This window comes from Microbacterium sp. JAI119, from assembly GCF_013410135.1.
In the GTDB taxonomy this organism is placed as follows: Bacteria; Actinomycetota; Actinomycetes; order Actinomycetales; family Microbacteriaceae; genus Microbacterium; species Microbacterium oxydans.
Genome location: NZ_JACCCK010000004.1, coordinates 1 through 26,991, shown reverse-complemented (window position 1 = coordinate 26,991; position 26,991 = coordinate 1). Strand labels below are relative to the sequence as shown.

Genomic DNA, 26,991 nt, shown 5'->3' with positions numbered 1-26,991 from the left:
GGGGAGTCGTGTGCGAGGGAGAGGCGGGCGAGGTTGATTCAACCGATCGACTATTTCCTGGTCGCCTGGTTCGCGCTGGTCGCGATCAGCACGATCTGGGTCGGGGTGGACCAGTTCCGTCACAACCCGGAGCCGGCGGTGATGAAGTGGGGCTTCATCCTGGTCACCCTCTACCTGGGGCCGATCGGGGCGCTGCTGTATGTGCTCGCGGACAAGGAGCCACGGCCGGGAGAGCATGAGGAGTTCACCCGGCCGCTGTGGAAGCAGGGCATCGGCTCGACCATCCACTGCGTCGCGGGCGATGCCACCGGCATCATCGTCGCCGCCGTCGTCGTCGCGTCGCTGGGCCTGCCGATGTGGCTGGATCTGATCATCGAGTACGCCGCCGGGTTCGCGTTCGGGTTGTTCGTGTTCCAGGCCCTGTTCATGAAGAACATGATGGGCGGCAGCTACTGGCAGAACGTGCGCCGCTCGTTCCTGCCCGAGTTCATCAGCATGAACTTGATGATGGCGGGCATGGCGCCGGTGATGTCGCTGCTGATGATGGGCCGCGACATGCGGGCCATGCTGCCCACCGAGTTGCTGTTCTGGGCGGTGATGAGTTTCGGGATCGCGGTCGGGTTCGTGCTCGCTTACCCCGTGAACGTGTGGATGGTGAAGAAGGGCCTCAAGCACGGTCTGATGACCGTCCGCCCCCAGCCCGCCACCCACCCCCAGGAGCATGACGCGCACGCGCAGCACAGCCCGCGGCCGGAGGCGCACGCCGGCCACGACCAGGCGGCGGGCGGTGCGTCGTCGCCGGGGTCGGGGCATGAGGCGCACCAGCCTTCTGGCGCCGGAGCGGTGACCGTGCCGCAGCTGACCGTGGTCGGCGCGTTCTCCGCGATCGCGCTCGTGGTCGGGATGGTCGCCCCCGCGAACGCCGTCAACATGACTCTCAGCGCGCACGACGTCGGTGGGCTGATCATGCCGCCCGGGATGATCATGACCCGTGACACCCCCGCCGAGGCGATGCGGGACATGGCCGCCGTCGACCCGCGGGCCGCGACCGCCGCGTACGACGTGGACACCCGCGGTGATGAGGTGCTGGAACCTGCCCGCGTCGAGGACGGGGTGAGGGTGTTCGAGCTGACCGTGTCGCAGATCCGCTGGGAGATCCTCCCCGGCGTCACCGTCGACGCGTACGCGTACAACGGGCAGATCCCGGGGCCTCGGCTGCAGGTCACCCAGGGCGACCGGATCCGCATCGACGTGACCAACGAGCTCGACGAGTCCACGACCGTGCACTGGCACGGCCTGGACGTGCCCAACGAGATGGACGGGCCCGCCGGGATCACCCAGGATCCCATCCAACCCGGCGACACCTACCGGTACGAGTACACGGTGAAGCAGTGGGGCACGTTCTTCTACCACTCCCACGATCACGCCGACCGGCAGCAGGCCCTCGGCCTGTACGGGGCGCTGATCATCGACCCCGCCGACCCTGGCCTGCAGCCGCCTGCCGATCGCGAGTACACGATCCAGCTGCAGGAGTGGCTGTCCCGGGAGGGGCTGACCTATCCGGCGATGCCGATGGAAGGGGGCATGCCGAACTACTTCACCATCAACGGGAAGGCGTACCCGGCCACCGAGACCATCGACATGAAGGTGGGGGAGACCCTCCGGGTGCGGTTCATCGGCTCGAACACCAACGACATCCACCCGATGCACATCCACGGCGGCCCGTTCACCGTCGTCGCCCGCGACGGGGCGGCCCTCACCACGGCGCAGCAGTTCCAGGCCGACACGATCAACGTCGGGCCGGGACAACGCTACGACGTGCTCTGGAACGCGCTCGAGCCCGGCCAGTGGCTCATCCACTGCCACATCAACCACCACACCACCAACAACAACGTCGAAACCGACGGCGCTGGCGGCCTGACCATGATCATCAACGTCACCGAATAACCCCACGAACCGAAGAACCGCCGCCGTTGTGGTCGCCGTTGCCGCGTCGAGTCACGTCCGCGCCCTCCGGCAGCACAGCAGGCGGATGCCAGGGGTGCCCAGCTCATCGTGCCCGACCGTTTCGGTTGCCGGAGGCCGAGATCGCCCGCCCGCCCGCAACGGGGCGCGGTGACCTCGCCGTGGTCAGGTGGTCGCGGGAGGGAGGACGCGTCGGCGGCGGGCGACGGTGACGGCCGCGGCGACCGTGAGTGCCGTCGAGACGGCGAGGAGCACGGCGCCGAGGATGATCTGCCCCGGTGACGGGGTGAGGGCGGTGACGGGCTGGTAGAGGTTGCGCTGCTGGCTCTGCGGGCCGGTGAGTTGCTGATCGACGGGCACCCACACCTCGAGGGTGCGTTCGCCGGTGGCGAACTGGGCGTACACGAACCACAGCCCCGGTGACGGCAGTGCCAGTTCCCCGGTGAAGGTACCGGGAGGCGGGGTGCCGGGTTGTGCGCGCAGCGGCGCGGTGAGGTCCTCTCCGGTGCGGCGGGCGACCAGACGGGACGGGGTGAGGTCGGTGTCGTCGGTGAGGCGGATGCCGGTGATGGTGACGGTCAGCTGCCCGGTGCCGTCGCCGGTGACGGTCATCTGTGCGGTGCCGTAGGCGGTGCCCTGGCCGGGGTCGTGCGCCTGCGCGGGTGGGGGCGGGGCGAGGGCGACCAGCAAAGGGTGAGGGCCGCGGCCGCGCCGCCGGATCGGAGGCGAGTCCCCGGCCGCACGGTGAGGGCGATCATGCTGACGATGATCACCGTGGTGGTGCCGACGGCGGACCAGGCGACGGGGGTGGGTGGGACGCTGCTGATCCCGGTCCCGGAGGCCAGCAGTTGCAGGGTGGTCACGGCGAGGGCGGCCACCGGCCACCGCGACCGGCAGGTCGGGGGCGAGCCACCCAGAGGTGGTGAGCAGCACCCACAGCACCACCCGGAACACCAGGTACACGGCGACGACGAGGACAAGGCGGGTGCGGCCGGGGACCAGGGTGGTGATCACCCATGCCGCGCCGAGCGTGGTCGCCAGCAGCAGCGGCAGGTACAGGGTCTCGGTGAACTGGGGCACGTCGGTGTCGTATTCCATCACGATGATCAGCGCCGCCCCCAGCACGCCTGCGGCCAGGGCGATCCGCGGCGGGGCGGGCACGTGCCGGTCGGTGCCGGTGAGCAGGCCGATCAGCACGCACAGGGTGCCGATCACCGACAGCAGGTGCGGGGGCGACCAGAGCACCGCGTCACGCCCGAACGCGGTGTGCCAGAACGCGTCGGCGGGCGCGGCCGCCGCGGTCGCGACCGCCGCAGCGACCGCGAGGGCGAACCCGGGAGTGCGGAACACGGCGGCCACGGATCGTGTCGCGGCCAGCCGCCGCCACCCCCAGCCGGCGATCACGACCCCGACGGTGAGGATCGACGCATACAGCAGCAGGTGCGGAGGGATGAAGGTGCTGTCCCGGCCGAGGGTGGTGTGCCAGGAGTCGTCCCAATACGCCGACCCAACCCCGGCGGCCGCGGCCGCTGCGGCGACCCAGACGCCCCCTGCCCCCAGCGCCGGGGAACCGCGGGCCGGGTCCGGCTCGGACGGGATGGGGGCGCGGTCACGGCTGCCGTGTGGTCGCATGGTCTGTCCTTTCTGTGATGCGGCAGGGAGCCGGTCCGGCCCTGGCGGCTAACGCCATGGCCCCGCTCCCGGCGGCAGCGGGGTGTTAGAGGTGTGTTAGAGGGGGAGCACGGTGGCTCCGATGAGGTTCTGGATGCTGGAGGTGAGGAGTGTCCAGGCTCCGCTGATCATCGCGATGCCGGTGGCGATCATGAGGACCCCGCCGGTGATGTTGATGGTGCGGATGTGGCGGCGCAGGAACGTGATGCTTCCGGTGGCCCAGTTCAGGCCGGCGGCGGCGGCGATGAAGGGCAACCCCAGGCCCAGGCAGTAGGTGACGGCGAGGAGGGCGCCGCGGGCGGGGTTGCCGGTGGTGAGGCTGAGGGCGGAGATCGCGGCGAGGGTGGGGCCCAGGCACGGGGTCCAGCCGAGCCCGAACGCGATGCCGAGCAGGGGAGCTCCGGCCAGCCCGCTGGGTGGGTGGATGGCGGGTTTCGCGGTGCGTTGGAAGAGCCGGAACACGCCGAGGAACACGAGCCCCATCAGCAGGACCACGATCCCGAGGATGCGGGTGAGGAGATCTTGCCAGCGGATGAGCCAGGCCCCCAGGGCGCCGAACGCGGCCCCGTAGCCGATGAACAGGACGGAGAAGCCGAGGGTGAACAGTCCGGTCCCGGCCAGCGCCCGCCACCGGGAGACCCCCGCGGTGGTGGTGGTGCCGGTGAGGTAGCCGAGGTAGCCGGGCACGAGGGGGAGCACGCAGGGGGAGGCGAAGGACACCAGCCCGGCGAGGAGGGCTAGGGGGAGGGCGGCCCAGATGCTGCCGGCGGTGATGATCTCCCCCATCAGGGGCTCGTCTCGGCGAGGACGGTGTCGATGAGGGCGGCGAGGGTGGTGCGGGTAGGCAGTTGCCCGATGATGCGGGCGGCCATCCGGCCGGTGCGGTCCAGGACGATTGTGGTGGGCACGGCGCCGGGGGCGGCTTTCCCGGCGAACGCGGCTTGCACCGTGCCGGTGGTGGCGTCCAGGATCGACGGGTAGGTGATGCCGAACTGGTTCTCGAACGCGGCGGCGGTGTCGGCGCTGTCGCGCACGTTGACGCCGATGAACACGACACCGTCGGGCTGGTAGGTCTGGGCGAGGGCTTCCAGGTCGGGCGCTTCGGCACGGCAGGGCGGGCAGGCGGCGTACCAGAAGTTCACCACAACGACCGAACCCGCCCACGCGGTGGAATCCGCCTGCTCCCCGGTGTCGGTGGTGCCGGTGAAGGTGACCGGGTCGTCGCGCTGGTCGGCGGGGATCTCCCGCACGGTCTCGTCCGCGGACAGATACCCCGGGGACGGGGAGGAGGACAACAGGCCGGGCGTCTGGGCGGTGCACCCGGCCAGAAGCAGGACGAGCGCGCCGAACACGGCGACCGCGGCGGCGGTGACGGCGCGGCGGGGTGGGCGTGTCAGGGTGGTGGGGGTGCGCATGCGGGATCACTCCGGTCGGTCAGGTGTTCGTGCTCTTGCTGGTGGGGCGGCGGCGGCCGGCGAGGATGGCGCCGGTGATCAGCAGCAGCGCCCCGGTCGGGTACCCGGCGACCAGGTCGAGCCAGCCGGAGGGCTGGCCGGGGCCGAACACTTCCAGGTGCGCGAGCCAGTGGATGATCGCGACGATCGCGCCGGCGGCCATCAGGGCCTGGCCGACCCGGACGAGCAGGCGGTGTCGCCGCCAGGCGCGTTGCGGGTCCTCAGCTGGGGCGGGGCGGGGGGTGGTGCGGGTCATGAGCGGTCCTTTCGCAGGGGGCGGGTCACAGTCCGGAGTAGGAGTGCAGCCCGGTGAAGAAGACGTTGACGACGCCGAAGTTGAACAGCACGGCGGCGAAGCCGACGATGCACAGCCAGGCGGCGCGGGTGCCGGCCCAGCCGCGGGTGGCGGTGGCGTGCAGGTATCCGGCGTAGAGCACCCAGATGATGAACGTCCACACCTCTTTCACGTCCCACCCCCAGAACCTGCCCCAGGCGCGGCCGGCCCAGATCGCCCCGGCGATCAGGGTGAAGGTCCACAGGATGAACCCGACGATCGTCAGCCGGTATGCGAGTCGGTCCAGATCCTCCGGCCCGGGCAGACTGTCCCGCAGCCGGGTGAGCCGGGAGGGGAGGCCGCGGCGGCGGGTGGTGAGCAGGTAGGTGAGGGAGACGAGGAACGCGAGCCCGAAGAACGCGGTCGCCAGCAGCGCGACCAGCACGTGGATGACCAGCCACCCGGACTGCAGGGCGGGCATCAGGGGGACGACGGGGACGTAGAAGCTGACCGTCGCGACGCCGAGCAGCAGCACGGTCAGCCCGAGCACGGCGCTGCCCAGGTACGCCAGCCGCACCCGCAGCGACACGGCCAGGAAGGTGGCGATGATCAGGGCGGTGCCGGTGAGGGAGAACTCGAACATGTTCGCCCACGGCACCCGGTCCGCGGCGACCCCGCGCAGCACCACCCCGGCAAGATGGAACACCCAGCCCAGCACGGTCAACACGAACCCGACCCGCGCCGCCTTCCCCGCCCCCCGTCCGCCCCCCGGGGCAGCGGCGGCACCGGGTGCGGTGTCGGGGGCGGGGGCGGTGGGTGTGCCTGCCAGGTCCGGGTCGGTGGTGCTGGTGGCGCCGGCGGTGACCGGCACCCGGACGGTGACCGGGACGGCAGGGGTGCTGGCGCGGCGGGCGAGGTGAAGGGTGTAGGCGACGAATGCGGCGGCGTAGATCGCGATCGCCGAGTACACCAGCAGCAGGGACAGGGCGTCAAGGAACGGGGTCATCAGAGCCTCCTCGAAGGGGTGCGGGGGAAGGGGTGAGGCGGGTGGCGAGGGTGTCGACGGTGGGTTGCAGGCGGGGGTCGTCGCCGCGGGCGAGCCCGGCGACCTCAAGCACCGTGCCGCCGTCCCGGCCGGTGGTTGCGCGGACCCAAAGGCGGCGGCGGGGCACGAACAGGGACAGGGCCAACCCGGCCATCGCGACGACCGCGGCGATCAGAGTGGGGGTTTGGGTGGGGTCGGCGGCGATCTCCAGCGACGCGAATCGGGGGATCGGGCCGAGCTCGATCGTGCCCAGCTCGTCCGGCAGCGGAACCGGGGTGCCGGGGACCAACTGCAGGGCGGGGGTGGGGGTGCCCCGCCCGGCGATCTGGGTGAGGGTGCTGGTGTCCAGTGCGTACACCGACACCGGGACCCCGGTGTTCAGGCCCAGGTCGCCGACGTACACGTTGAAGGTGACGACCGGGTCCAGCAGGTCCGGGTAGCTGGACGCGAACGCCCCAGAGGCGGTGGTCGCGCGGGTGGGGTACAGCATCCCGACCAGGCCGACCTGCTCGGCCAGCCCGTCGGGAACCTTCACGATGCCCAAGCTGGTCAAATTCGCGTCCTGCGGCAGGAACGGGACCGTGTCACGGAACACGATCTTCCCGGCCGGGTTTCGGACGGTGAGGGTGGGGGCGTACCCGTTGCCGAGCAGATAGATGTCGGTGCCAGCCACCGGCAGCGGCTCGTTGACCCGGATGCTGGAGGCCTGCCGGGTGCCGCCAGTGGTGGTCGTGACCTGCGCGTCGAACGTCTTCGGCATGCCGAGCGCGTTGACGTTGTCCAGGACGTAGTCGACGCGGAACCGGTCCAGGGTGAGGGAGAACGCCGGGATCTGCGTGTCAGTGATGAACCGGCCGGCGGTGAACGAGTCGTACGCGATCCGGGTGGACGCGAACGTCTGCCCCTCCACCAGCACCCGCTGCCCGGTGAACCGGAACCCGCCGCCGACGCCGACCACGACCAGCACCGCCAGCAGCGCCACGTGGAACAGCAGGTTCCCGGTCTCCCGCAGGTAGCCGCGCTCGGCTGCGACCGAGTCCCGTCCGTCGTCGCCGCGGACCCGGCGGGTGCGGTACCGCTGCCGACGCAGCGCCTTCTCGGCCGCGTCCAAGACCGCACCGGGGGGCGTGTCGGGGAGGACGCGGCGGGTGTGGGCGGGCAGGCGGGACAGGTTGCGGGGGGTGGCCGGGGGCGGGGCGAGCAGCGCGGTCAGGTGGTGGCGGATGCGGGGGATGACGCAGCCGATCAGCGACGCGAACAACAGCAGGTAGATCGCGGAGAACCACACCGACCCGAACACGTCGTGCAGCTGCAGCAGGTCCACCGCCCACATCCAGCCCGGGTTGGTCTTGTCGAACTGGATCACCCCGTTCGGGTCGGAGGAGCGTTGCGGGATCAACGACCCGGGGATCGCGGCCACCGCGAGCAGCAGCAACAACACCAGGGCGGTGCGCATGCTGGTCAGCTGCCGCCACGCCCACCGCGCCCACCCCGACACGCTCAGGCGCGGATTCGTGCGCTCCTCCACCGGCCGGTCGACGTGATCGGCGGGCAGCTGCGGGGCCTGCTCACTGCGGATCGACACGCGCATCCCCCCTCCCCCGGACGGGTGCGCGGCGGCGGGCGCGCCAGGAGGCGTGGGCGAGCAGCCCGACCCCCAGTACGGCGGCCACCAGGGCGGTGAGCACGTTCGCTTTCAGCCCGCCGGCGAGCAGCTCGGTGGGATCCAGCCGGATGGACTCCAGCACCGCCCGCCCCGCCCCGTACCACAGCAGGTACACGCCCAGACTCCGCCCGGCGCCCAGCGTGATCCGGCCGTGCCGGCGGCGGTGCTGCTCGAGCAGCACGATCACGGCGGCACCGGCCAGGTTCCACAGCAGCTCGTACAGGAACAGCGGATGAAACAGGGTCCCCGCCGGGGTCCCCGGCGGGATCGCGGGGGCTGAGGGGTCGATCTGCAGCCCCCACGGTAAGGTGGTGGGCGGGCCGAACAGCTCCTGGTTGAAGTAGTTCCCCAGCCGTCCCACCGCCTGGGCGACCAGCATCCCCGGCGCGAGCGCGTCCAGGAACAGCAGCACCGGGATCCCGGCGCGACGGGTGCCGATCACAATCCCGACCAGCCCGCCCAGGATCGCACCGAAGATTGCGATCCCGCCTTCCCAGATGTAGAGCACCCGCCACAGGTCCGCGCCAGGGAAGAAGTAGTCGCCGGGATGGGTGAGCACATGGTAGATCCGGGCGCCGAGGATCCCGAACGGCACCGCCCACATCGCCACATCCACCACGACCCCGGCCGGGTGCCCGACCGCCCGCAGCCGACGGCCGGTGATCAGCACCGCCAGCACGATCCCGGCCAGGATCGCCAGCGCGTAGAACCGGATCTGGAACGGACCGACCTGAACGAAGCTGATCCCCGGGCTCGGGATCAGCGCCGGAGCCACAATGAGGAGTGCGTCCATCAGGGCCTCACCCTCGCCGGAAGCCACGCCAGCGGGTCCACCGCTTCGCCTCCGGTGCGGATCTCGAAGTGCAGGTGTGCGCCGAAGCTGCGTCCACTGTCCCCGACCCGGCCGACCATCTGCCCCACCCGCACGGTCTGTCCCGGGGTCAGGGCGAGGGACCCTTCCCGCATGTGCGCGTACGCGCTTTCCACGACCTGCCCGTCGATCTCGTGCCGGATCACCACGTACACCCCGTACGCGCCGCCCTGCTCCGTCGCGGTGGTGACCACCCCGTCGGCGATCGCCTGGATCGGGGTGCCGATCCCGGGGGTCATGTCCAGTCCGGCATGGAAATTTGAGCAGGACGGGCATGGCGGGGTGCGGTACCCGAACGTGCTGCTGATCGGCACTCCCACGGTGAACGGCCACTGCACCGCCGATGCCGGGTCGTTGGTGAATGTGTCCGCGGTGTGCGCGTACGACTCGGTCCCGACGGGGGCGGTCACCGCCACCGTGTAGTCCCCGCGCACCATCACCGTCCCGGTGACGGTGTCGGGGGTGGTGAACGACTGGGCGCGCACCGGGGTGCGGGTCGCCTCGACGGCGAACACCGGCTCCGGCGTCAACGGGATCAGCAACGGCAGTCCGGCGATCGACGCGACCGGGAGCATCACCGCGCCGGCGAGCATCCGGGATCGGGTGAGCGTGCGGCGCGGCGCGTGTCGAGGTGTCCGGGCGGCACGGGTGGGCCGACGGCGTCGATCGCGTCGCGTCTGGACGGGTGGGGAAGACAGGGCGGCTCTCGCCGCACGGCGCGTTCCGGTACCGGGAGTCGGGGTGGAGGGGGCGGGTTCGGGCATACAAGACTTTCCTGGATGAGGGGGACGATGAAGGTGCGCACGGTCGCCGTCACACGGTCCAACCGGGAGCCGCGGCCCGGAGTGCACGGCGAGAATCCGGGATCGGATCACCCATGGCGCTGCCGCAGACGGGTCGCGCTCGCCTGCGGGCCGCACATCGTGGACCGTCGGCGACATCACGCGCCGGCGGCGGCTCAGGCGGCGGGCGCGGGCGGGGTGCTGATCAGGTGCGGCTGATCGACAGCACGATCAGGGAGGGCCGCAGAAGAGGCGACCCGGACGTGAACGAGCTCGACCTGCCGGGGAGGGATCGCAGCCACGCCAGCAGCGACATCCACCCGTCCCGGGCCGGGAGCACCAGGATGAGCAGGGTCAGCAACGCGAGCAGACACGTCACGGCAGCGAAAGCATGAGACGTCCCGCAGACCGTCTCATCGCACGAGGGCGTCACCACCCCGCTGACCAGGACATCAGCGGCGGCATCGGGGGCCGCAACGACTGCGGAGGCGGACACGACAGTGCCCGCCTGGTCCTCTTCCAGACTCAGCGAATGCATCGCAAGCAGCCCCGCGATGATCGCGGTCACCGCGGCCAGGTAGAACCACAGGGCACGCCGGGACCCGAGTGCCCGCCGTCGCGCCACCACCTGGTTCACCGTCGACGCCCCTTCCTCGATCACGCCCAGCATACCCCGGGCGGGTAGCCATCCCCGAAGCGATACCCATCCTGGATACCCCGGATGGGTATATGCTGAGTGGTAGGGGGCACCCGCTCCCGTGCGTGGTGTTCTGACCGTGTCGCGGAGGCAAGGCACCGCTACCCTGGACGGGAAGGAGGTCGGTCGTGAACGTGATTCGCTCGCACGCGCGTCTGACCCCCGGGGTGCGACGGCTCCTGCTGGCCGCTCCGATCGCCCTGGCGATCATCACCGGGCTGCTGTCCATGCACGTCCTGACCGGTTCCCACCAGCCCGCCCTGGCATCAGAGACCAGCGCGATGAGCACGCACAGCCAGGTCGGCTCCGCACCAGCCGCCGCCGACGATACGCCGATGACCGCAGCTGCGGCGGAGGGCGCTGGAGGGCATTGCCAGGACGGGTGCGGCAGCCCTGCGGGGATGCCGGATCACTCGATGCTGATGATGGTGTGCGTGCTGGCGCTGCTGGCCGCGGTGATCGTCCTGCTCGCCCCGACGTCCCGTGCCCTTCTCACATACGCCGTAGCCCGCTCGCGCTCCCATACCCGGACTCTGCTGGTCGGATTGCCGCATCCCCGCCCGCCTTCACTGCTTGTCCTGTCCATCAGTCGCACCTGATTCCGCCTGAACCCCGGCGACCCTTGCCGGGGATGCTGCACCCTGCCCTCCCGGGCACTGAATCAGACCCTCACCGACTGAATAGACAAGGACACCCCTGATGCGTTTTCGTACTCTCACGCTGACCGCCGGCGCCCTGGCCACCGTGCTCGTGCTCGCCGGCTGCGCCCCCACCGACGGCACCATGCCCGGCATGGACCACGGACCCGGGGGGATGACCAGCACCGCCCCCTCCCAGTCCGCCGCCGCGTTCAACGCCGCGGACGAGATGTTCGTGACCATGATGATCCCGCACCACCAGCAGGCCATCGAGATGGCCGATCAGATCCTCGCGAAAGACGGCATCGACGAGCGAGTCGTCTCCCTCGCCGAGCAGATCAAGGCCGCACAGGACCCGGAGATCCAGACCATGAAGGGCTGGCTGGAGGAGTGGGGCGTCCCGTACGACGACTCCATGTCCGGGATGGACGGCATGGACATGGGCGGCGGGATGATGTCGGAGGACGACATGGCCGCTCTGGATGCCGCGACCGGGGTCGAGGCGACCCGCCTGTTCCTGAACGGCATGATCGCTCACCACCAGGGCGCCGTGACGATGGCGCAGTCGGTGCTCACCGACGGACAGAACCCGGACGTGGCCGCCCTCGCGCAGCAGATCATCGACGGGCAGACCGCCGAGATCACCACGATGCAGGACATCCTCGCCAGCCTCTGACCCGGTACCCCTCGGACGGGACCCGCGCTCCCGATGCCGGTCCCGTCCGAGGCCCCACCCTCGACCCCTGTGCGGTCACCGGTATCCGGCGTACCCGCACGGAAAGGACCTCCGTTCATGATCTCTCCCACCACCCGCAGACTGGCGATCACGGCCACCGTCACCGTCGCGCTGCTGCTCACGGGCTGCAGCACCACCCCTGCGGAGCCCGATGCCCCCGCGGGCACCGCGGCCGGGTTCGGGCATGTGCACGGCATCGTCGACGCCGGTGACAGCACCGTGCTGCTGGGCACCCACACCGGCCTGTACACGCTGGGCGAGGACGGCACCGTCACCGGCCCGGTCGGTGGCATCGACCTGGACGCGATGGGACTGACCGCTACCGGTGACACCCTCTACGCGTCCGGGCACCCCGGCCCGTCCACCCCGGCGGAGCTCGGCGCCCCCAACCTCGGCATCATCCGCAGCCTCGACGCCGGCGCCTCGTGGGAACCGGTCGCGTTCACCGGGGAAGAGGACTTCCACGTCCTCACCGTCACCGGCGACGGCACCCTGTACGGGATCGGATCCTCCCGGCTGCTGCTGCGCACCAGCAGCGACGGCGGGCAGAGTTGGGCGGACGGTGCCGAGCTGCCCGCCGTCGACCTGGCCGCCGCGACCGACGGCACCCTGTACGCCGCCACCCAGGACGGGCTGCAGCACAGCACCGACGGTGGCGCCACCTTCACCCCGGCGCCGGACGCGCCAGTGCTGTACCTGGTGGAGACCGACCCAACCGGTGGGGTGGTCGGAGTGGACACCGACGGGACGTTGCGACGCCTAGTCGGCACCGGCTGGGAGAACGTCGGCACCACCACGGGAACCGTCCAAGCCCTCGGGGTCACCGGGGACGGTGCGATCGTCCTGGTCGATGACCGCGGCGTGGTCTGGATCCGCGACACCACCGCCACCGTTCTCATCCCGGCGGCAACACCATGACCACCGTCATTCGCACCTGGCGCGACCCGAGCGGTCGCGGATCGGAAGGAGACCGACCATGACCCCCACACCGGCACCCCCCGCGTGGGCGCACCGCACCACTGATGCCACCGCCGAGCAGTTGGCGGCGGTGGATGCGTGGTGGCGGGCGGCGAACTATCTGAGCATCGGGCAGATCTACCTGCAGGGTAACCCGCTGCTGCGCCACCGCCTCAGCCGGGACGACATCAAGCCGCGGCTGCTGGGGCATTGGGGCACCACCCCGGGCCTGAACTTCCTCTACGCCCGCCTGAACCGCGCCATCCGCGACCGCGACCTGAACACCCTGTACGTGACCGGGCCCGGGCACGGCGGACCCGGCATGGTCGCCAACGCCTACCTCGACGGCACCTACACCGAACGCTACCCGGGCATCGACCGCACCGAAGAGGGGCTGCGGGCGCTGTTCCGGCAGTTCTCCTTCCCGGGCGGGATCCCCTCGCACGCGTCCCCGGAAACGCCCGGGTCGATCAACGAGGGCGGGGAGCTGGGCTACTCCCTCGTGCACGCCTACGGGGCCGCGTTCGACAACCCCGACCTGCTGGTCGCCTGCGTGATCGGTGACGGGGAGGCGGAGACCGGGCCGCTGGCGACCGCGTGGCACGGCAACAAGTTCCTCAACCCCGCCCATGACGGGGTGGTGCTGCCGATCCTGCATCTGAACGGGTACAAGATCGCCAACCCGACCGTGCTGTCCCGCATCCCCGAGGAAGAGCTGGTCGCGCTGCTGCGCGGCTACGGCCATCACCCCCACGTCGTCACGGTCGGCTTCGATGGCGAGACCCCGCAGGAGTCCCACGCGACGTTCGCGGCGGTCCTGGATGCGGTGCTGGATGAGATCGCGGACATCAAGGCCGCCGCGGCGGCCGGGACGCTGGAGGGGCGGCCGGCGTGGCCGGCGATCGTGCTGCGCAGCCCGAAGGGGTGGACCTGCCCGAAGATCATCGACGGTCTGCCGGTGGAGGGCACCTGGCGGGCACACCAGGTGCCGCTCGCCGAGGTCCGCGACAATCCCGAGCACCTGCGGATCCTCGAGGACTGGCTGGCGTCCTACCGCCCGCACGAGCTGTTCGACGTGACCGGCGCCCCCCGCCCGGCCACGGTCGCGATCGCCCCGGACGGGGATCGGCGGATGAGCGCGAACCCGGCCGGCAACGGCGGACAACTCACCGTCCCGCTGCGGCTCCCGGACTTCCACAAGCACGCGCAGCCGGTCGACCCGGCCGAGCGGGGTGCGGGAACCGGGGAAGCGACCCGCGTGCTGGGCGAGTGGCTGGCGGGGGTGATCCGGGACAACCCGGACAACTTCCGCATCTTCGGCCCGGACGAGACCGCCTCCAACCGGCTCGCCCCACCCGTCTACCAGGCCACCGGCAAGCAGTGGAACGCGGCCGTGGAGCCCGTCGACGAGCACCTGGCCCCGACTGGGCGGGTGATGGAGGTGCTCAGCGAGCACCAGTGCCAGGGCTGGCTCGAGGGCTACGTCCTTACCGGCCGGCATGGGCTGTTCAACTGCTACGAGGCGTTCACCCACATCGTCGACTCGATGTTCAACCAGCACGCCAAATGGCTCGAAGCGGCCCGGGAGGTGTCGTGGCGGGACCCGATCCCGAGCTTCAACTACCTGCTCTCCAGCCACGTCTGGCGGCAGGACCACAACGGGTTCTCTCACCAGGACCCCGGGTTCATCGACCTCGCCCTGAACAAGAGCCCCGACATCGTCCGCGTCTACCTGCCGTTCGACGCGAACACGCTGCTGTCCACCTACGACCACTGCCTGCGCTCGGCCGGGTACATCAACGTCGTCGTCGCCGGGAAGCAGCCCGCCCCGCAGTGGCTGACGATGGACGAGGCGATCGAGCACTGCACCCGCGGGCTCGGGATCCTGCCGTGGGCGGGCACCGAAACCGAAGGCACCGAGCCGGATGTGGTGCTCGCCGCCGCCGGCGACGTCCCCACCCTCGAGACCCTCGCCGCGGCGGCGCTGCTGCGCGAGCACATCCCCGACCTGAGAGTGCGGGTGGTGAACGTGGTCGACCTGACCCGGCTGCAATCCGAGGACCAGCACCCGCACGGTCTCCCGGACCGGGAGTTCGATGCGATCTTCACTCCCGACAAGCCGGTGATCTTCGCCTACCACGGCTACCCGTGGCTGATCCACCGACTCACCTACAAGCGCGCCGGGCACCAGAACCTGCACGTGCACGGCTTCCAGGAGCGCGGCACCACCACGACCCCGTTCGACATGGTCATGCTCAACGACCTCGACCGGTACCGGCTCGCGATCGACGTCCTCGACCACGTCCCGGGCCTCGCCGCCCGCCACGCCGGCCTGCGGCAGGAGCTGCAGGACGCCCGCCTGCACGCCCGCGCCCACACCCGCGAGCACGGCACCGACATCCCCGCCGTCGCCGACTGGCAATGGCCCCACCCCGACACCACCGACCCCACCCTCGGGAAGGAACCGAAATGAGCGACACCAGAACCGTGACCCTGCAGGTCAGCGGCATGATCCGCGCGACCTCCAAGAACGTCACCGAAGCCCACCTGAGCCGACAACCCGGAGTGATCGCCGTGGACGCGAACCCGGTCTCACAGACCGCGACCGTCACCTACGACCCCGAGACCACCTCGGTCGCCCACCTCCAGCAATGGGTCATCGACTGCGGGTATCACTGCGCCGGCCAGTCCGTCCCCGACCATATCTGCGACCCCGCGCACGACCCGCACGACGAGGGTGCGCACGACCACAGCGCCCACCACGGCCCCGCAGCTGAGGGCGCACAAGAACCGCACGCGAGTCACGACGCGCACGAGGGCCACACGGATGCCACGGGTCACGCCAGCCACGCGGGCCATAAGGGTCCTGCGGGCTATCACGACGACCCCGTCCACGACCACGCCGCTGGCCACGACCACACGCACGCCCCGTCGGCGACGGCGGATGACGGTGAGCATGCCGGTCACCACGTCGAGCACGCCGGTCACACCGCGGCCGCGGGTGGGCACGATCATGGTGCAGCGTCGGGTCACAGTGCGCAGGAGATGATGGGCCACGGTGGGCATCACGGCGGGATGTCGATGGACGCGATGATCCGCGACATGCGCAACCGGTTCCTGGTCGCGCTGATCCTGTCGATCCCGATCACCCTGTGGTCTCCGATCGGGCGGGAGGTGATCGGATTCGAGGTGCCGGCACCGTTCGGGCTGCGCGATGACGTGTTCATGCTGATCCTGTCGCTGCCGGTGATCTTCTACTCGGCGTGGATCTTCTTCGACGGCGCCTACCGGGCGCTGCGCGCGAAGACCCTCGACATGATGGTGCTCGTCGCAGTCGGTGTCGGCGCCGGCTGGCTGTACTCCCTCGCGGTCACCCTCACCGGCGGCGGTGAAGTGTTCTACGAAGCCGCCACGGTGCTTGCCACCTTCGTGCTGCTGGGGCATTGGGTGGAGATGCGCGCCCGCGGCGGCGCGAACGACGCCATCCGCACCCTCCTGGAGCTCGCACCCTCGCAGGCGGTCGTGATCCGTGACGGGCAGGAGGTCGAGATCCCCACCAGCGAGGTCGTCCCGGGGGATCTGATGCTGGTGCGGCCGGGGGCCAAGATCCCCACCGACGGTGTCGTGGAATCCGGAGAGTCCGAGGTGGACGAGTCGATGGTCACCGGCGAGTCCATGCCGGTGGACAAAGCGCCCGGGTCGGAGGTGATCGGAGCGACCGTGAACACCGTCGGCACCCTCCGCGTCACAGCCACCAAAGTCGGCTCGGACACGGCGTTGGCGCAGATCGTGAAGCTCGTGCAGGAGGCGCAGAACTCCAAAGCCCCCGGGCAGCGCCTCGCCGACCGGGCAGCGTTCTGGCTCGTCCTGGTCGCCCTGATCGGCGGCACCCTCACCTTCCTGGTGTGGCTGCTCGCCGGCGCTGCAATCCCGATGGCGATCCTGTTCGCTATCACCGTCGTCGTCATCACCTGCCCCGACGCGCTCGGCCTCGCCACCCCGACGGCGATCATGGTCGGCACCGGGCTCGGCGCGAAACGGGGCGTGTTGTTCAAGAACGCCTCCGGGATCGAAACCGCCGCCCACATCGACACGGTCGTGTTCGACAAGACCGGCACCCTCACCAAGGGGGAGCCGGAGGTCACCGACTACATCCCCGTCGGCGGCGACGAGCTCGAGACTCTCTCCCTCGCGGTCGCGTTGGAGCGGGAATCCGAGCATCCTCTGGCGAAAGCGATCGTGAATTACGCCGACGCCCGCGACATCCCCCGTCGCACCGCGACCGCGTTCCGAAACGTCACCGGGCAGGGCGCGATCGCCACCGTCGACGGTCGACAGGTCGTCCTCGGCAACCCGCGCCTTCTCACCGGGGAGGGGATCGACATCAGCGGGGTGCAGGCCGCTCAGCAGGACCTGGCTGGGTCCGGCCGCACCGCGATCCTGTTCGCCGTGGACGGGCAAGTCGCCGGGATCATCGGTCTCGCCGACGCACCCCGGGACACCGCAAAGACCGCGATCGACGCTCTCCACGAGCAGGGCGTCGAGGTCGCAATGCTCACCGGGGACAACAAGCCCACCGCCGACCGGATCGCCGCTCTCCTCGGCATCGACACCGTGATCGCGGATGTGCTCCCCGAGGACAAGTCCGCGAAGGTCGCCGAGCTGCAGAAGACGGGCAAGAAGGTCGCGATGGTCGGCGACGGCGTCAACGACGCCCCCGCCCTCGCCCAGGCCGACCTCGGCATCGCGATCGGCGCCGGCACCGACGTCGCCATCGAGACCGCCGACGTGGTCCTGATGCGCTCGGACCCGCTCGATGTTGCGATCGCACTCAAGATCGGCAAGGGCACACTGCGAAAGATGCGGCAGAACCTGGGCTGGGCCATCGGATACAACGCCGCCGCCCTCCCCATCGCCGCTGGCGTGTTCTATCCGGCGTTCGGGATCATGCTGTCCCCGGAGATCGCCGCCCTGTCGATGTCCGGTTCCTCCGTGATCGTCGCCGTCAACGCCCTCCTCCTCAAGCGGCTCCGCCTGCCCGCCCAGGCGCCCGCTGCGACGACCATGCAGAAGGAGCCCGAACATGCCTGACCGTCCGCTCTCTCCCACACCGTCCTCCCCGATGCTGCTGACCCGACGAGGTGTGCTCGGACTCGGACTGGGCGCCGTCGCGGCAGCCGTGCTCGCCTCCTGCACCCCCGCGCCGCAATGGGTGACACCCACCGGCGCAGCGGTGTCCGGCACGGAGAAGAACCGCGGCGGCACCGGCCGAGTCACCACCGTCGACCTCACCGCCGCCCCCACCACGCTCGACCTGGCCGGTACCGCCGCCGCCACCTGGGCGTTCGGAGGTATCCCCGCCCCGGTAATCCGGCTCACCGCAGGCGACACGCTGAAAGCGACCGTCCGCAACCAGCTCGACGCGGACACCTCCGTGCACTGGCACGGACTCGCCCTCCGCAACGACATGGATGGGGTCCCTCCGGTAACCCAAGCCCCCATCGCCCCGGGCGGACAGTTCGCATACGAGTTCGTCACCCCGCATCCGGGCACCTACTGGTTCCACCCCCACGTCGGCCCGCAACTGGACCACGGCCTCTACGGTGCGCTCATCATCGACGACCCGGACGAGAAGGTGACGTGGGACGACGAATGGGTGCTGATCCTCGACGACTGGCTCGACGGCGTCACCGCCACCCCGGACCAGGTCCTCACCGACCTCTCGAAGGGCATGGGAGACATGGGCGGGATGGGCGACATGTTCATGCGGATGGGGAACCTGCTGATGGGCGCCACCTCCGAGCTGCTCGGCGGCGACGCCGGCGACGTCTACTACCCGCAGTACCTTATCAACGGCAAACCCAAAGCCGACCCCGCCCAATTCACCGGCACTCCTGGTGCCCGGGTGCGGATCCGTGTCATCAACGCCGGCAGCGACACCGCGTTCCGGTTCGCGATCGGCGGCCACACCCTGACGATCACCCACACCGACGGGTTCCCGGTGGATCCTGTCGAGGTCGACAGTGTCCTGATCGGGATGGGCGAACGCTACGACCTGCAGGTCACCCTGGACGATGGGGTGTTCCCTGTCGTCGCCGACGCGGAAGGCAAGCAGGATCGCGCGTTCGCGCTCGTTCGCACCGCCGCTGGCACGGCTCCGGCCAGCGACGTCCCCGTCGCCGAGCTCGGCACCGGCAGGGTCGGCACCGCTGCCGGACTGAGCGCGACCGCCTCCGTCACCCTGCACCAGGCATCCCCCGACCGGGTCGTGCACCTCGCGCTGACCGGGGGGATGGAGGCGTACGACTGGGGGATCAATGGGCGCCGGTTCGACATGAACGACCCGTTGCGGGACGCGCACGCGGTCAGTATGGGGGAGCGGGTGCAGTTGCGGATCCGCAATGACACCGAGATGTGGCATCCGTTCCACCTGCACGGCCACACCTACCAGCACGCGAACGGCGGCCCCCGGAAGGACACCTCCATCATCCTCCCGGGCCAGACCCTGACAGTCGACTTCGACGCCGACAACCCCGGCCAGTGGGTCGCGCACTGCCACAACATCTACCACGCCGAGACCGGCATGACCACGGTGCTCGGATACCAGTCATGAACCGCGCGTTCATCCCCAGCACGGGAGGATGATCGCGCGGGCGATCGGACGGCGGCGGCGGACGTCAAGTCTAAGTGGACTTCCTACTCTTATGTAGGGATCTGCCATTTCGCGCGGAATCCTGCTGACGAAACTGCTGCCAATTAGCGTGGAATCCCCGAGTTCTCCGCCACCTTGACCGGGAACCTACATCATAGATGACGGATACGGGTCTGTCGAGAACGGCGAGCAGTGGGGTGAGGAAGACGGCCGAGAGATCATCTTCGAGACGCCAGCGTAAGCAGCAACCTTCGTCCCTACGCTTGTCCGATAGACGATCCGCTTGCAGGCGTCTATGTGCTGTGGTCGGAGGGGCCGGCAGCCGCGCGGTATCCACATCGGCTGGTTGCGAGACCTCAAGGCGGTGTGCGCGTCGAGCGCTACCCAGGTCGACGCGGCTCGGAGGCACGGAGCATCGATCGAGTTGCGAATGGGCCGGCTGCGACGGGGGTACCAGCGCAGAATCCCCCTAGGGTGGTCAAATGTCGACGACCTCCGCACGCCGCCGCGCGATCGGGGCGTCCGCGACCCTCTTGAGTGGCCCCGTCGATCTGCTCGACTTCCTTATTCCGCTCTGGGGGGGCGCGGTGCTCGGGCTCAGTACGTCTGTGGTCGGATGGCTGGTGGCCGCGGAGCTGGTGGTATCGGTGCTCATGCGACCGGTTGCCGGGTATCTCGCCGATTCGCGACCGCGCACCCGAGTCGCAGCGGTCGGAGCGTTCCTCTACAGCGCCAGCTGCGTGCTCTACGCGTTCGCGGATACGCCCGGGATGGCGTTCGTCGCGGCTGCCGTCGGCGGCGTCGCCGGCCCCCTGTTCTGGATCTCGCTGCGCGCCATCGCCGCCGAATACCTGTCGGACGACTCGGGGACGTTTGCAGGGCTGATGTCCTCCGAGGCCCTCGGATCCTGGATCTTCTGGGCGCCCGCGATGTTTCTCCTTGCATCCTACGGATACTCGGCCGTCTTCATCGGACTCGCCGCCGCGGCGATCGCCGCCGCGGTGCGCCTTCTGTTCGTGCCGAAGGAACCGCTCGTCGTGAGGGAAGAGTTCGCGGGCGGAACACGCGGACATGTCCGTCGACTCGCACCGCTCTTGGCGCTCGGTGTCTTCGTCACCGCCGCCGAGGCGGGCGTGGGTCTGGCGCTGCTCCTGCAGCTGCAAGCCCTGAACCTTCAGGTCTGGCAGATCGCGCTCGTTTACCTGCCGGGCGGTATCGCGCTCACGATTCTCCCGCGCCTCCTGCACGGTCTCGTCGAGCGATGGGGTCGCAAACCCGGCTACGCCGCCGCGTCCATCGCGTCTGCGGGGAGCGCAGCTGCGCTGGCGGTCTCCCCTCCAGTGATCGTCATAGCCGCGCTGTGGGTCTTCGTGTGTGCCGCGTTGGGCCTCCTCTACCCTCTGCAGAAGACCCTCGTCTCGGAGGCGAGCGGCGACCGCGTCGCCCGCGGGATGAGTCTGCAGGCGAACGCCGACACGATCGGCGCCGCGATCGGGGTGGTCGCTGCAGGCGCGTTGATCGCCGGTGGCTGGTGGGCTCCGGCGTACCTCGTGTTCTCCGCTGTCATCGCGAGCGGTACGGTCCTCGGCCCCTGGGCCATCGATCGCATAGGTCGGGATCGCCCACTGGCCGAGACTGCGGAGCAGTGACATGGCGAGCATCTGAGCGATCGCGTCGGCGACACATTTATTTCGATGGTGTCGCGGATGCTGGTAGCTTTCAGGGGTCCGTGCAGGAGTTTCGAGGAGGTGGTACCCGTGAACGAATCGACGTGGGTGCTCCCCACGGGAGTCACGGTCGGGCGATAGGTCGCCCGGGAGCGCCGCATCCTTGCAGCACTCCCGGAAGGCACGACCATGCACTTCACCTCCGAAACCCGCCTTGACCAGGGACCCATCGAACGCGAGTTCACCCTCGGCGACATTCCCGGCATCCTCTGGACACCACCCACCGCGTCGACGGCCGGCCCCGTTCCGCTCATCCTGTTGGGTCAGCCCGGCGGGCTCGGGCTACGGCGCATGCACCCCCGTCTGGAGGTCCGAGCACGCAGCGCCGCCGCACAGGGTTTCGCCTCGGTTGCTCTCGAACTGCCAGGTGCCGGAGACCGGCACCTGCTGCCGGGCGCGGAACAAGCCCGTGCCGACCTCGTGCGCGCGATCTCGGTGGGCGAGCGTCCCGATGACGACATCATCGACCGGCTCATCCTTCCCATCGTGGAGCGGGCAGTGCCGGAGTGGCAGGCCGCACTCGACGCAGTGCTTGGGCTTCCGGAGATCGGGGATCGGGTCGCCATCTCCGGCGGGGTCATCGCGGTCGCCGTGCGCCTGGCCGCGACCGATCGGCGCATTGCGGCCGCGGGCCTGTTCGCCGGAAGCTACGTGCCGCGATCGACCATGGACGAAGCGCGACGGATCACGATCCCCCTCCATGTGCTGCTGCAATGGGATGACGAGGGCAACGATCGACAGATGGCGCTCGATCTCTTCGATGCCTTCGCATCGACCGAGAAGACCCTCTACGCCAACATGGGCGGACACACCGGCGTCCCCTCATTCGCCAGCGAAGATGCCGCGCGCTTCTTCGCCCGCCATCTCGACTCGACAGGTGATTGATGTCCACCACGGATCGAGGACTGTAGGAATCTGCCGTTTCGCGTGGAACCTCGAACTCGAGATCACTGCCATTTGCCGTGGAATCCCGGCATCCTCCGCCATCTCGAGCGGGAACCTACACAACTGAGTGTAGGTTCCGCGGGGACTTAGCAAGATCCGCCGTAAGTTGGCGGTTGACTGGCATTGTTGCCACGTGTGTTGGATGACGTAGCGGTACTGGCGCCAAAGGGGGCGATGATGGGAGCTTCGCGGTATCTGTTCGATGACAATCCGGCGACGCAGGATCTCACCGGGCTGCGGGCGGTCGCGGTGGCGATCTCGAACGTTGTGGTCGATCGGCGGTTCGATACCGTCACGGTCGGGCTCAACTCGCCGTGGGGCGGAGGGAAGAGCACGGCGCTCAACCTGATCGAGACCGAGCTTCGGCGGCGCGATGACGTGATCGTGGTCGTAATCGATCCGTGGGAGTTTGTGGATTCGGGCGACCCGCGAGGCACCTTGATCAGTCGGGTGCTGGAGGGAATCTCGATCGAACTGAGTCGTCGCCGCGAGGAGGAGGCGCCCGGGGAGACCACGAAAGCGAAACTGGCGAGTGCCGCGGTGGATCTCATCTCCACGCTGGACGCTCTGCGTAGGCGGGTTTCGTGGAGCAAGGTGGCGCAGGTTGCGATCAAGTCGGCGGTGACTCTTACCCCCGATGTTGGAGGGCTCGTTGATGCGCTCATGCCCGAACCGGCAAAGGAACCTGCCGCGAAGGGGATGCGTGGGTTTCGGGAAGATTTTGGTGAGCTTCTGACACGGATGAGCGATTGCCGGGTGGTGGTGCTGATAGACGACCTGGACCGATCGCTCCCGGACGATGTGCTCGGGGCTCTGGAGGCCATCAAGCTTTTCCTTAGCGTGAAGGGCATGGCTTTCGTCATCGCGGCGGACGATGACTTCATCCGGGAGAGTCTTCGCGGGGCGCTGGACCGTCACGGAGGCGGTCGGGGGCGTTTCGCTGATCGGTACACCGAGAAGATCGTGCAGCTCCCGTTCACTCTGCCTCGCTTGTCGTCGGCGGACGCGGTCGCGTATCTCGCTGCGCTCTTCGTTCAGGCGGAGGCGGGGCGCGAGCATGCGGTCGCGGTCGCTGAGCGCGCATCAGCGCGGCGGGTCAAGGGTGAGGTTCCGTACGTGGCCGCGAACATGCATGAGACCATGCCGACGGATGAACACATCAGGCTCGCGAATCAGATCGTGCGCGGTATGAGTAGTTCGCGGCGTGAGACTCCCCGACAGTTGAAACGCTTCCTGAATAGCTTCGCCGTCCGCGCGGAGATGCTGGGGGCGCAGTTCGAGGGTTTCCCCGTCGATATCCTCATGAAGCTGTGGTTGCTCGAGCAGAATTATCCGCACCATTTCCGTGATCTTGTCGGGGTGAGCGAAGAGCAGCGCGGTCAGCTTCTGTCTGAATGGGAGGCCGGGGCGGGGGCGGTGCCTGCGGAGATCGCCGCGTGGGCGAGCGAACCACCCCGGGCCTCCGACGTCGTGGTGTGGGTCGACCGGTATGTGTCATTTGCGACGGCAACGGTGGCGACGCTCCAGTCGGCGGCGGTGCTGGACGACGGGCAGAGTCTGCATCTCGCGCAACTCACTGACACGAGCAGCCTGGTTCGCGCAGAGGCTATCGAGCGCATGGTGAGCATGCCGTCGACGGGCGACGAAGATGTCGCCCGTCACCTTGCGACGGCGATCGTGGGGGATCGGTCGGAGGCGGCGTTGGAGAGTCTGCAATCGCTCGCGCTGAAGCGCCCCGACCTGAAGCCCGCGATGAGCGAGGCGCTCCTCGATAACTTCGTCCTCCACGCACTCTCGGCCCAACACATCCCATGGCTCGCGGGGTCGTTCCCGGAAGTGCTGACCACCGTTCGGGGCCGGCAAGGGATCAGTAGCGAGCTCCTGGCCGCCATCGACGAGGAATCCTTGGGGGTGATTCTCTGATGGGCACCTCAAGCGCCTTCGGAGGCTCGGGAGCCTGGTCGGACACGGTCGACTCGCTCTACGACGCAGCGGACGGTATCAACAGCGGCGGGACTGAGCTGCCGGCCGCGGTCATGTCGGCCCTGGGGAAAGCCTTGGGGCGGGGAGACAGGCGAGGAAAGTCCTACAACGTTCGAGACCTGCTCCCGTCGCGCAGCGGCTCGGGGTCATCCGCATCGGGTGATGGACGCGATTCGGGCGGTGCGCCCTTCAGCCGTCAGGCGGCACGGGGTTCGCTGGTCCTGGAAGCGCTCGCTTCCATCGAAGTCGGCGAAGTTCCTCATCTCGTCGAGTACGGACTGGACTTCTCTTCGTTGGAGGGCCTCAGCGGCATCCGACTCTTCACCGAGCTAATCGGACTGATCCTCGGACCCGCCGCGCACCCGGACGATGCCGCATTGCGCCAGGCGCTACTGGCCACCATGCGCTCAGACGCGCAGGGCGCGGGCGGCCCACTCGCGGACACCATTGGCCGATTTGTCACAGAACTGGCGTGGAGGACCACCGTCGTCCAGCTGACAACGAGCGAACGTCGAGCATCGGTCGCAGGCAACGCGCTCGTTCAGCTGGAGCAGCGGGTAAAGACATACATCGGCGGCAAAGTCCGCCAGATCGCTGGCCAGCTGATGGCCGCCACGCCGCAGGCGGTCGCTGACTTCGCGTCGAATCTGGCAGCGAAAGCATGCCGCGTGTTCGGGAAAGGTGACCCGCAATGACCGTGCATCAGATCGAGGTTCTTCCGGCGGGAGGGCGATCGAGTCGTGTCGGTGTGCAGATGGAGTGGCCGCGCACCGGTTCACCCGCGACGACGATCGCCTCGACACTCATGTGGGATCTCGAAGAGTTCGCAGCAGCACCGCCGGCTGCACGGGACCTGTTCCGTATCACGGCCGCCGCGTATCTGGCAGACACCGCGACGCCGAAACCCGCCGTCTCTCTGCACCGCAACCTCGACTTGGTCGTCCACGTCGAGGACCCGGAGCCGTGGACGCACGGCGGTCTCACCGCCGTTGCCGACATCCTTCACTGGCTGACGGGGGATTCCTGGGCCCTCGGCCTGAAAGCCGCTCACGCAACACTGCCTCTTGCCATCGCTGAGCCCGCTGCACGCATCCAGCTTCTCTCGGGAGGTTTGGATTCTCTGTGCGGCGCCGTGATCGGTCTGCGTGACACGGGCGTCGATGTCCGGTTCGTGGGCCACCGGGATGCGTCCCGAGCCGTCCGGCACGCGCAGAACACGATTGCTGAAGCGATCGGGGATTCCCCGTACGACAGGCACGAGCTGTTCCTCCGAGACGCGGGGCAGCGAAAGAATCACGGCCCGCGCTCCCGCTCCCTGATGTTCATGACGCTCGGCGTAATGACCGCAGCCGCGCATTCTGCCGGTGAGATGTGGGTGCCGGAGAACGGGTTCACGAGCATCAATCCACCACTCGACCCCGGTCGCGGTGGCACCCTGACGACCCGGTCCACACACCCATACACATTCCACCTGGTGGGAGAGCTGCTGCGGTCGCTGGGCGTCGACGTGGTGATGCGCAACCCGTTCGAAGGCCTCACCAAGGGCGAACTCGTCGCGGCGGCGATCCCGGAGCTTCTGGATACCAGGTTCCTGCGCGCGACGGCGACATCGTTCTCCTGCGCAAAAGGAGGAACACAGTTCTACCACGGGGACTCCAATCACAACTGTGGGCTGTGTGTAGCCTGCGCGGTACGCCGCGGCGCCTTCCTCGGGGCAGGAGTCACCGATCCCACACCCTATGACTGTGAGGTGCTGAGCGGAGACGACCTGACCGCACTGGTGCATCATCGACGCCGCGATGTGATCACGCTGCGCGACGCCTCTGCTACCGGCATCTCAGATGACGCGATCCTGGGTTCGGCGATGTGGCCCCCGGGCACGAATTTTGACGAGGTGCTGAGTTTGGTCCAGCGCGGACTGGCAGAGTTGAGTCGTGTTCCCCTTCCCGCCCCTTGACTGTCACGCGCACATCGCTCCAGACGTGACGGCGGCCCAGGTCCGCACGCTCAACGGCGCACAAGTATTCGCCATGACTCGAACCCTGGGCGAGTTCGACGCTGCACGCACCAACCCTCAGACGGGCCTCCTCTGGGGCGTCGGAGTGCACCCCGGTGTTCCCCGAGCTCTCACGCAATGGTCAGAAAGGAGGTTCTCCGTGGCCGCGAAGGATGCCGTCCTGATCGGCGAGGTCGGACTCGATCGTCGAGGCGACAGCGCCACGCAGCAGACCATCTTCGAGACCATTCTCCGCACGGCACCGGCAACGTTGATCTCCGTGCACTCCACGGGAAAAGCGCGAAAGGTCGTGGAAGCGATGGAGAAGAACCCTCGCCCGGGCGTGATTCTGCACTGGTTCACGGGGACGCCCGAGGATGCCCAGCGGGCGGCGGCCGCCGGCTGCTATTTCTCCATCAACGCCGCGATGACTGATCAGCAGATGACGGCACTCCCGCTCGACCGAGTGCTCCCGGAGACAGATTTCCCCGCCTCACGGTCCCGCACCGGAGCTCGCGTACCTGGTGACATCGCCGCATTGGAGAAACGAGTGGCCACCCTCACCCACCAGTCTCTGGGCGAGGTGCGCCGGCGGTGGTACCGCAACCTTGCCACGCTGGCGGAGCGCGCGGACGTCCACCACCGATTGCCACCGGACCTTCAACACTTGATGTCGATCGCCCGCACCGACTGATCACCGCGGCGGGTCATCCATAACCCGACGCAACGATGGTCAGCGGGCGCGAATGTCGGGCGGGCTGTCCGGGATCAGCTCGTGCACGGAGACAGCGAGAACTTGCGCGATCGCGATCAGAGTGCGGAGCGTCGGATTCGCGGGTGACTCTGTCACTCTGATTTGGCCCAGGGATGTCGCTTTGGTCTGGCCCATGTTGCGACGCGCCGGGGTGTTCATGTCGGTTTGATTTGGCCCA

The 26,991-nt window shown here is 69.0% G+C and carries 22 protein-coding genes and 1 pseudogene; 13 read left to right on the top strand and 10 right to left on the bottom strand.

The features are described from left to right. The first annotated feature begins 33 nt into the window (after positions 1–33). A complete protein-coding gene (locus HDC31_RS16215; RefSeq protein ID WP_179516352.1) occupies positions 34–1,947 on the top strand; it encodes a DUF4396 domain-containing protein in 1,914 nt (637 codons plus the stop codon). A gap of 183 nt (positions 1,948–2,130) precedes the next feature. Here HDC31_RS16215 and HDC31_RS16210 read toward each other — a convergent pair whose 3' ends face one another. From HDC31_RS16210 to HDC31_RS16170, 9 genes are all read right to left on the bottom strand, one after another. Further along, entirely contained in the window at positions 2,131–3,597 is a 1,467-nt protein-coding gene (locus HDC31_RS16210; RefSeq protein ID WP_179516351.1) for a hypothetical protein, read from the bottom strand. 96 nt (positions 3,598–3,693) lie between these two features. Then, complete coding sequence (locus HDC31_RS16205) at positions 3,694–4,422, bottom strand: cytochrome c biogenesis CcdA family protein (RefSeq protein ID WP_005049586.1); 729 nt, start codon at positions 4,420–4,422, stop codon at positions 3,694–3,696. After that, entirely contained in the window at positions 4,422–5,051 is a 630-nt protein-coding gene (locus HDC31_RS16200) for a TlpA disulfide reductase family protein (RefSeq protein WP_005049587.1), read from the bottom strand. Before HDC31_RS16200 ends, HDC31_RS16205 begins: the two co-directional genes overlap by 1 nt. Before the next feature lie 19 nt (positions 5,052–5,070). Next, a complete protein-coding gene (locus tag HDC31_RS16195) occupies positions 5,071–5,346 on the bottom strand; it encodes a hypothetical protein (RefSeq protein ID WP_005049588.1) in 276 nt (91 codons plus the stop codon). Between the two features lie 25 nt (positions 5,347–5,371). Then, positions 5,372–6,370: a c-type cytochrome biogenesis protein CcsB gene (gene ccsB, locus HDC31_RS16190; protein WP_005049590.1), complete on the bottom strand. Its 999-nt coding sequence runs from the start codon at positions 6,368–6,370 to the stop codon at positions 5,372–5,374. Beyond that, the gene (locus tag HDC31_RS16185; protein WP_005049591.1) at positions 6,354–8,000 is read right to left on the bottom strand and encodes a cytochrome c biogenesis protein ResB; all 1,647 of its coding nucleotides are present in this window, start codon (positions 7,998–8,000) and stop codon (positions 6,354–6,356) included. The genes ccsB and HDC31_RS16185 overlap by 17 nt, the downstream gene beginning before the upstream one ends. Then, on the bottom strand, positions 7,978–8,868 hold the full coding sequence (lgt, locus tag HDC31_RS16180; protein WP_005049593.1) for a prolipoprotein diacylglyceryl transferase: 891 nt from the start codon (positions 8,866–8,868) through the stop codon (positions 7,978–7,980). Before lgt ends, HDC31_RS16185 begins: the two co-directional genes overlap by 23 nt. Beyond that, a complete protein-coding gene (locus HDC31_RS16175; RefSeq protein WP_179516350.1) occupies positions 8,868–9,710 on the bottom strand; it encodes a M23 family metallopeptidase in 843 nt (280 codons plus the stop codon). The genes lgt and HDC31_RS16175 overlap by 1 nt, the downstream gene beginning before the upstream one ends. Positions 9,711–9,933: 223 nt before the next feature. Beyond that, on the bottom strand, positions 9,934–10,389 hold the full coding sequence (locus tag HDC31_RS16170) for a DUF6153 family protein (protein ID WP_056207388.1): 456 nt from the start codon (positions 10,387–10,389) through the stop codon (positions 9,934–9,936). A gap of 164 nt (positions 10,390–10,553) precedes the next feature. Between HDC31_RS16170 and HDC31_RS16165 the strand changes: the two genes are divergently transcribed. The 12 genes from HDC31_RS16165 to HDC31_RS16110 all read left to right on the top strand — a co-directional run bounded on the left by HDC31_RS16165 (position 10,554) and on the right by HDC31_RS16110 (position 26,753). Next, entirely contained in the window at positions 10,554–11,024 is a 471-nt protein-coding gene (locus HDC31_RS16165; protein WP_036286051.1) for a DUF6153 family protein, read from the top strand. 100 nt (positions 11,025–11,124) lie between these two features. Continuing rightward, entirely contained in the window at positions 11,125–11,739 is a 615-nt protein-coding gene (locus HDC31_RS16160; RefSeq protein WP_056207384.1) for a DUF305 domain-containing protein, read from the top strand. Between the two features lie 117 nt (positions 11,740–11,856). After that, positions 11,857–12,717 (top strand): F510_1955 family glycosylhydrolase, encoded by an 861-nt coding sequence (locus HDC31_RS16155; RefSeq protein WP_060959933.1) that lies wholly within the window; start codon positions 11,857–11,859, stop codon positions 12,715–12,717. Between the two features lie 58 nt (positions 12,718–12,775). After that, positions 12,776–15,229, top strand: coding sequence for a phosphoketolase (locus HDC31_RS16150; RefSeq protein ID WP_179516349.1), 2,454 nt, complete (start codon positions 12,776–12,778; stop codon positions 15,227–15,229). Beyond that, positions 15,226–17,847: a heavy metal translocating P-type ATPase gene (locus HDC31_RS16145; protein WP_056518808.1), complete on the top strand. Its 2,622-nt coding sequence runs from the start codon at positions 15,226–15,228 to the stop codon at positions 17,845–17,847. The genes HDC31_RS16150 and HDC31_RS16145 overlap by 4 nt, the downstream gene beginning before the upstream one ends. Beyond that, entirely contained in the window at positions 17,840–19,369 is a 1,530-nt protein-coding gene (locus tag HDC31_RS16140; RefSeq protein WP_113680074.1) for a multicopper oxidase family protein, read from the top strand. The genes HDC31_RS16145 and HDC31_RS16140 overlap by 8 nt, the downstream gene beginning before the upstream one ends. Before the next feature lie 521 nt (positions 19,370–19,890). Continuing rightward, positions 19,891–21,057, top strand: a complete 1,167-nt coding sequence (locus HDC31_RS16135; RefSeq protein ID WP_045247062.1) for an MFS transporter — start codon at positions 19,891–19,893, stop codon at positions 21,055–21,057. Positions 21,058–21,264: 207 nt separating this feature from the next. Further along, the gene (locus HDC31_RS16130; protein WP_113680075.1) at positions 21,265–22,020 is read left to right on the top strand and encodes an alpha/beta hydrolase; all 756 of its coding nucleotides are present in this window, start codon (positions 21,265–21,267) and stop codon (positions 22,018–22,020) included. A 198-nt stretch (positions 22,021–22,218) separates the two neighbouring features. Next, the gene (locus tag HDC31_RS16125; RefSeq protein WP_218867875.1) at positions 22,219–24,003 is read left to right on the top strand and encodes a P-loop NTPase fold protein; all 1,785 of its coding nucleotides are present in this window, start codon (positions 22,219–22,221) and stop codon (positions 24,001–24,003) included. Continuing rightward, on the top strand, positions 24,003–24,758 hold the full coding sequence (locus tag HDC31_RS16120; RefSeq protein WP_113680077.1) for a hypothetical protein: 756 nt from the start codon (positions 24,003–24,005) through the stop codon (positions 24,756–24,758). The genes HDC31_RS16125 and HDC31_RS16120 overlap by 1 nt, the downstream gene beginning before the upstream one ends. Positions 24,759–24,868: 110 nt before the next feature. Continuing rightward, positions 24,869–26,020 (top strand): queuosine biosynthesis protein queC, encoded by a 1,152-nt coding sequence (locus HDC31_RS16115; protein WP_147251140.1) that lies wholly within the window; start codon positions 24,869–24,871, stop codon positions 26,018–26,020. Continuing rightward, positions 25,998–26,753 carry a TatD family hydrolase gene (locus HDC31_RS16110; RefSeq protein WP_113680079.1) on the top strand — a complete coding sequence of 252 codons (756 nt, stop codon included), beginning with the start codon at positions 25,998–26,000 and terminating at the stop codon, positions 26,751–26,753. Before HDC31_RS16115 ends, HDC31_RS16110 begins: the two co-directional genes overlap by 23 nt. 39 nt (positions 26,754–26,792) lie before the next feature. Here the strand turns inward: HDC31_RS16110 and HDC31_RS20030 are convergent. Further along, positions 26,793–26,991, bottom strand: a pseudogene (locus HDC31_RS20030) (hypothetical protein); the annotation flags it as partial.

Coding starts and splice junctions, on each gene's coding strand:
- HDC31_RS16210 (WP_179516351.1), bottom strand. CDS start 3,597: ATGCGACCACACGGCAGCCGTGACCGCGCCCCCATCCCGTCCGAGCCG.
- HDC31_RS16205 (WP_005049586.1), bottom strand. CDS start 4,422: ATGGGGGAGATCATCACCGCCGGCAGCATCTGGGCCGCCCTCCCCCTA.
- HDC31_RS16200 (WP_005049587.1), bottom strand. CDS start 5,051: ATGCGCACCCCCACCACCCTGACACGCCCACCCCGCCGCGCCGTCACC.
- HDC31_RS16195 (WP_005049588.1), bottom strand. CDS start 5,346: ATGACCCGCACCACCCCCCGCCCCGCCCCAGCTGAGGACCCGCAACGC.
- ccsB (WP_005049590.1), bottom strand. CDS start 6,370: ATGACCCCGTTCCTTGACGCCCTGTCCCTGCTGCTGGTGTACTCGGCG.
- HDC31_RS16185 (WP_005049591.1), bottom strand. CDS start 8,000: ATGCGCGTGTCGATCCGCAGTGAGCAGGCCCCGCAGCTGCCCGCCGAT.
- lgt (WP_005049593.1), bottom strand. CDS start 8,868: ATGGACGCACTCCTCATTGTGGCTCCGGCGCTGATCCCGAGCCCGGGG.
- HDC31_RS16175 (WP_179516350.1), bottom strand. CDS start 9,710: ATGCCCGAACCCGCCCCCTCCACCCCGACTCCCGGTACCGGAACGCGC.
- HDC31_RS16160 (WP_056207384.1), top strand. CDS start 11,125: ATGCGTTTTCGTACTCTCACGCTGACCGCCGGCGCCCTGGCCACCGTG.
- HDC31_RS16155 (WP_060959933.1), top strand. CDS start 11,857: ATGATCTCTCCCACCACCCGCAGACTGGCGATCACGGCCACCGTCACC.
- HDC31_RS16150 (WP_179516349.1), top strand. CDS start 12,776: ATGACCCCCACACCGGCACCCCCCGCGTGGGCGCACCGCACCACTGAT.
- HDC31_RS16145 (WP_056518808.1), top strand. CDS start 15,226: ATGAGCGACACCAGAACCGTGACCCTGCAGGTCAGCGGCATGATCCGC.
- HDC31_RS16140 (WP_113680074.1), top strand. CDS start 17,840: ATGCCTGACCGTCCGCTCTCTCCCACACCGTCCTCCCCGATGCTGCTG.
- HDC31_RS16135 (WP_045247062.1), top strand. CDS start 19,891: ATGTCGACGACCTCCGCACGCCGCCGCGCGATCGGGGCGTCCGCGACC.
- HDC31_RS16130 (WP_113680075.1), top strand. CDS start 21,265: ATGCACTTCACCTCCGAAACCCGCCTTGACCAGGGACCCATCGAACGC.
- HDC31_RS16120 (WP_113680077.1), top strand. CDS start 24,003: ATGGGCACCTCAAGCGCCTTCGGAGGCTCGGGAGCCTGGTCGGACACG.
- HDC31_RS16115 (WP_147251140.1), top strand. CDS start 24,869: ATGTGGGATCTCGAAGAGTTCGCAGCAGCACCGCCGGCTGCACGGGAC.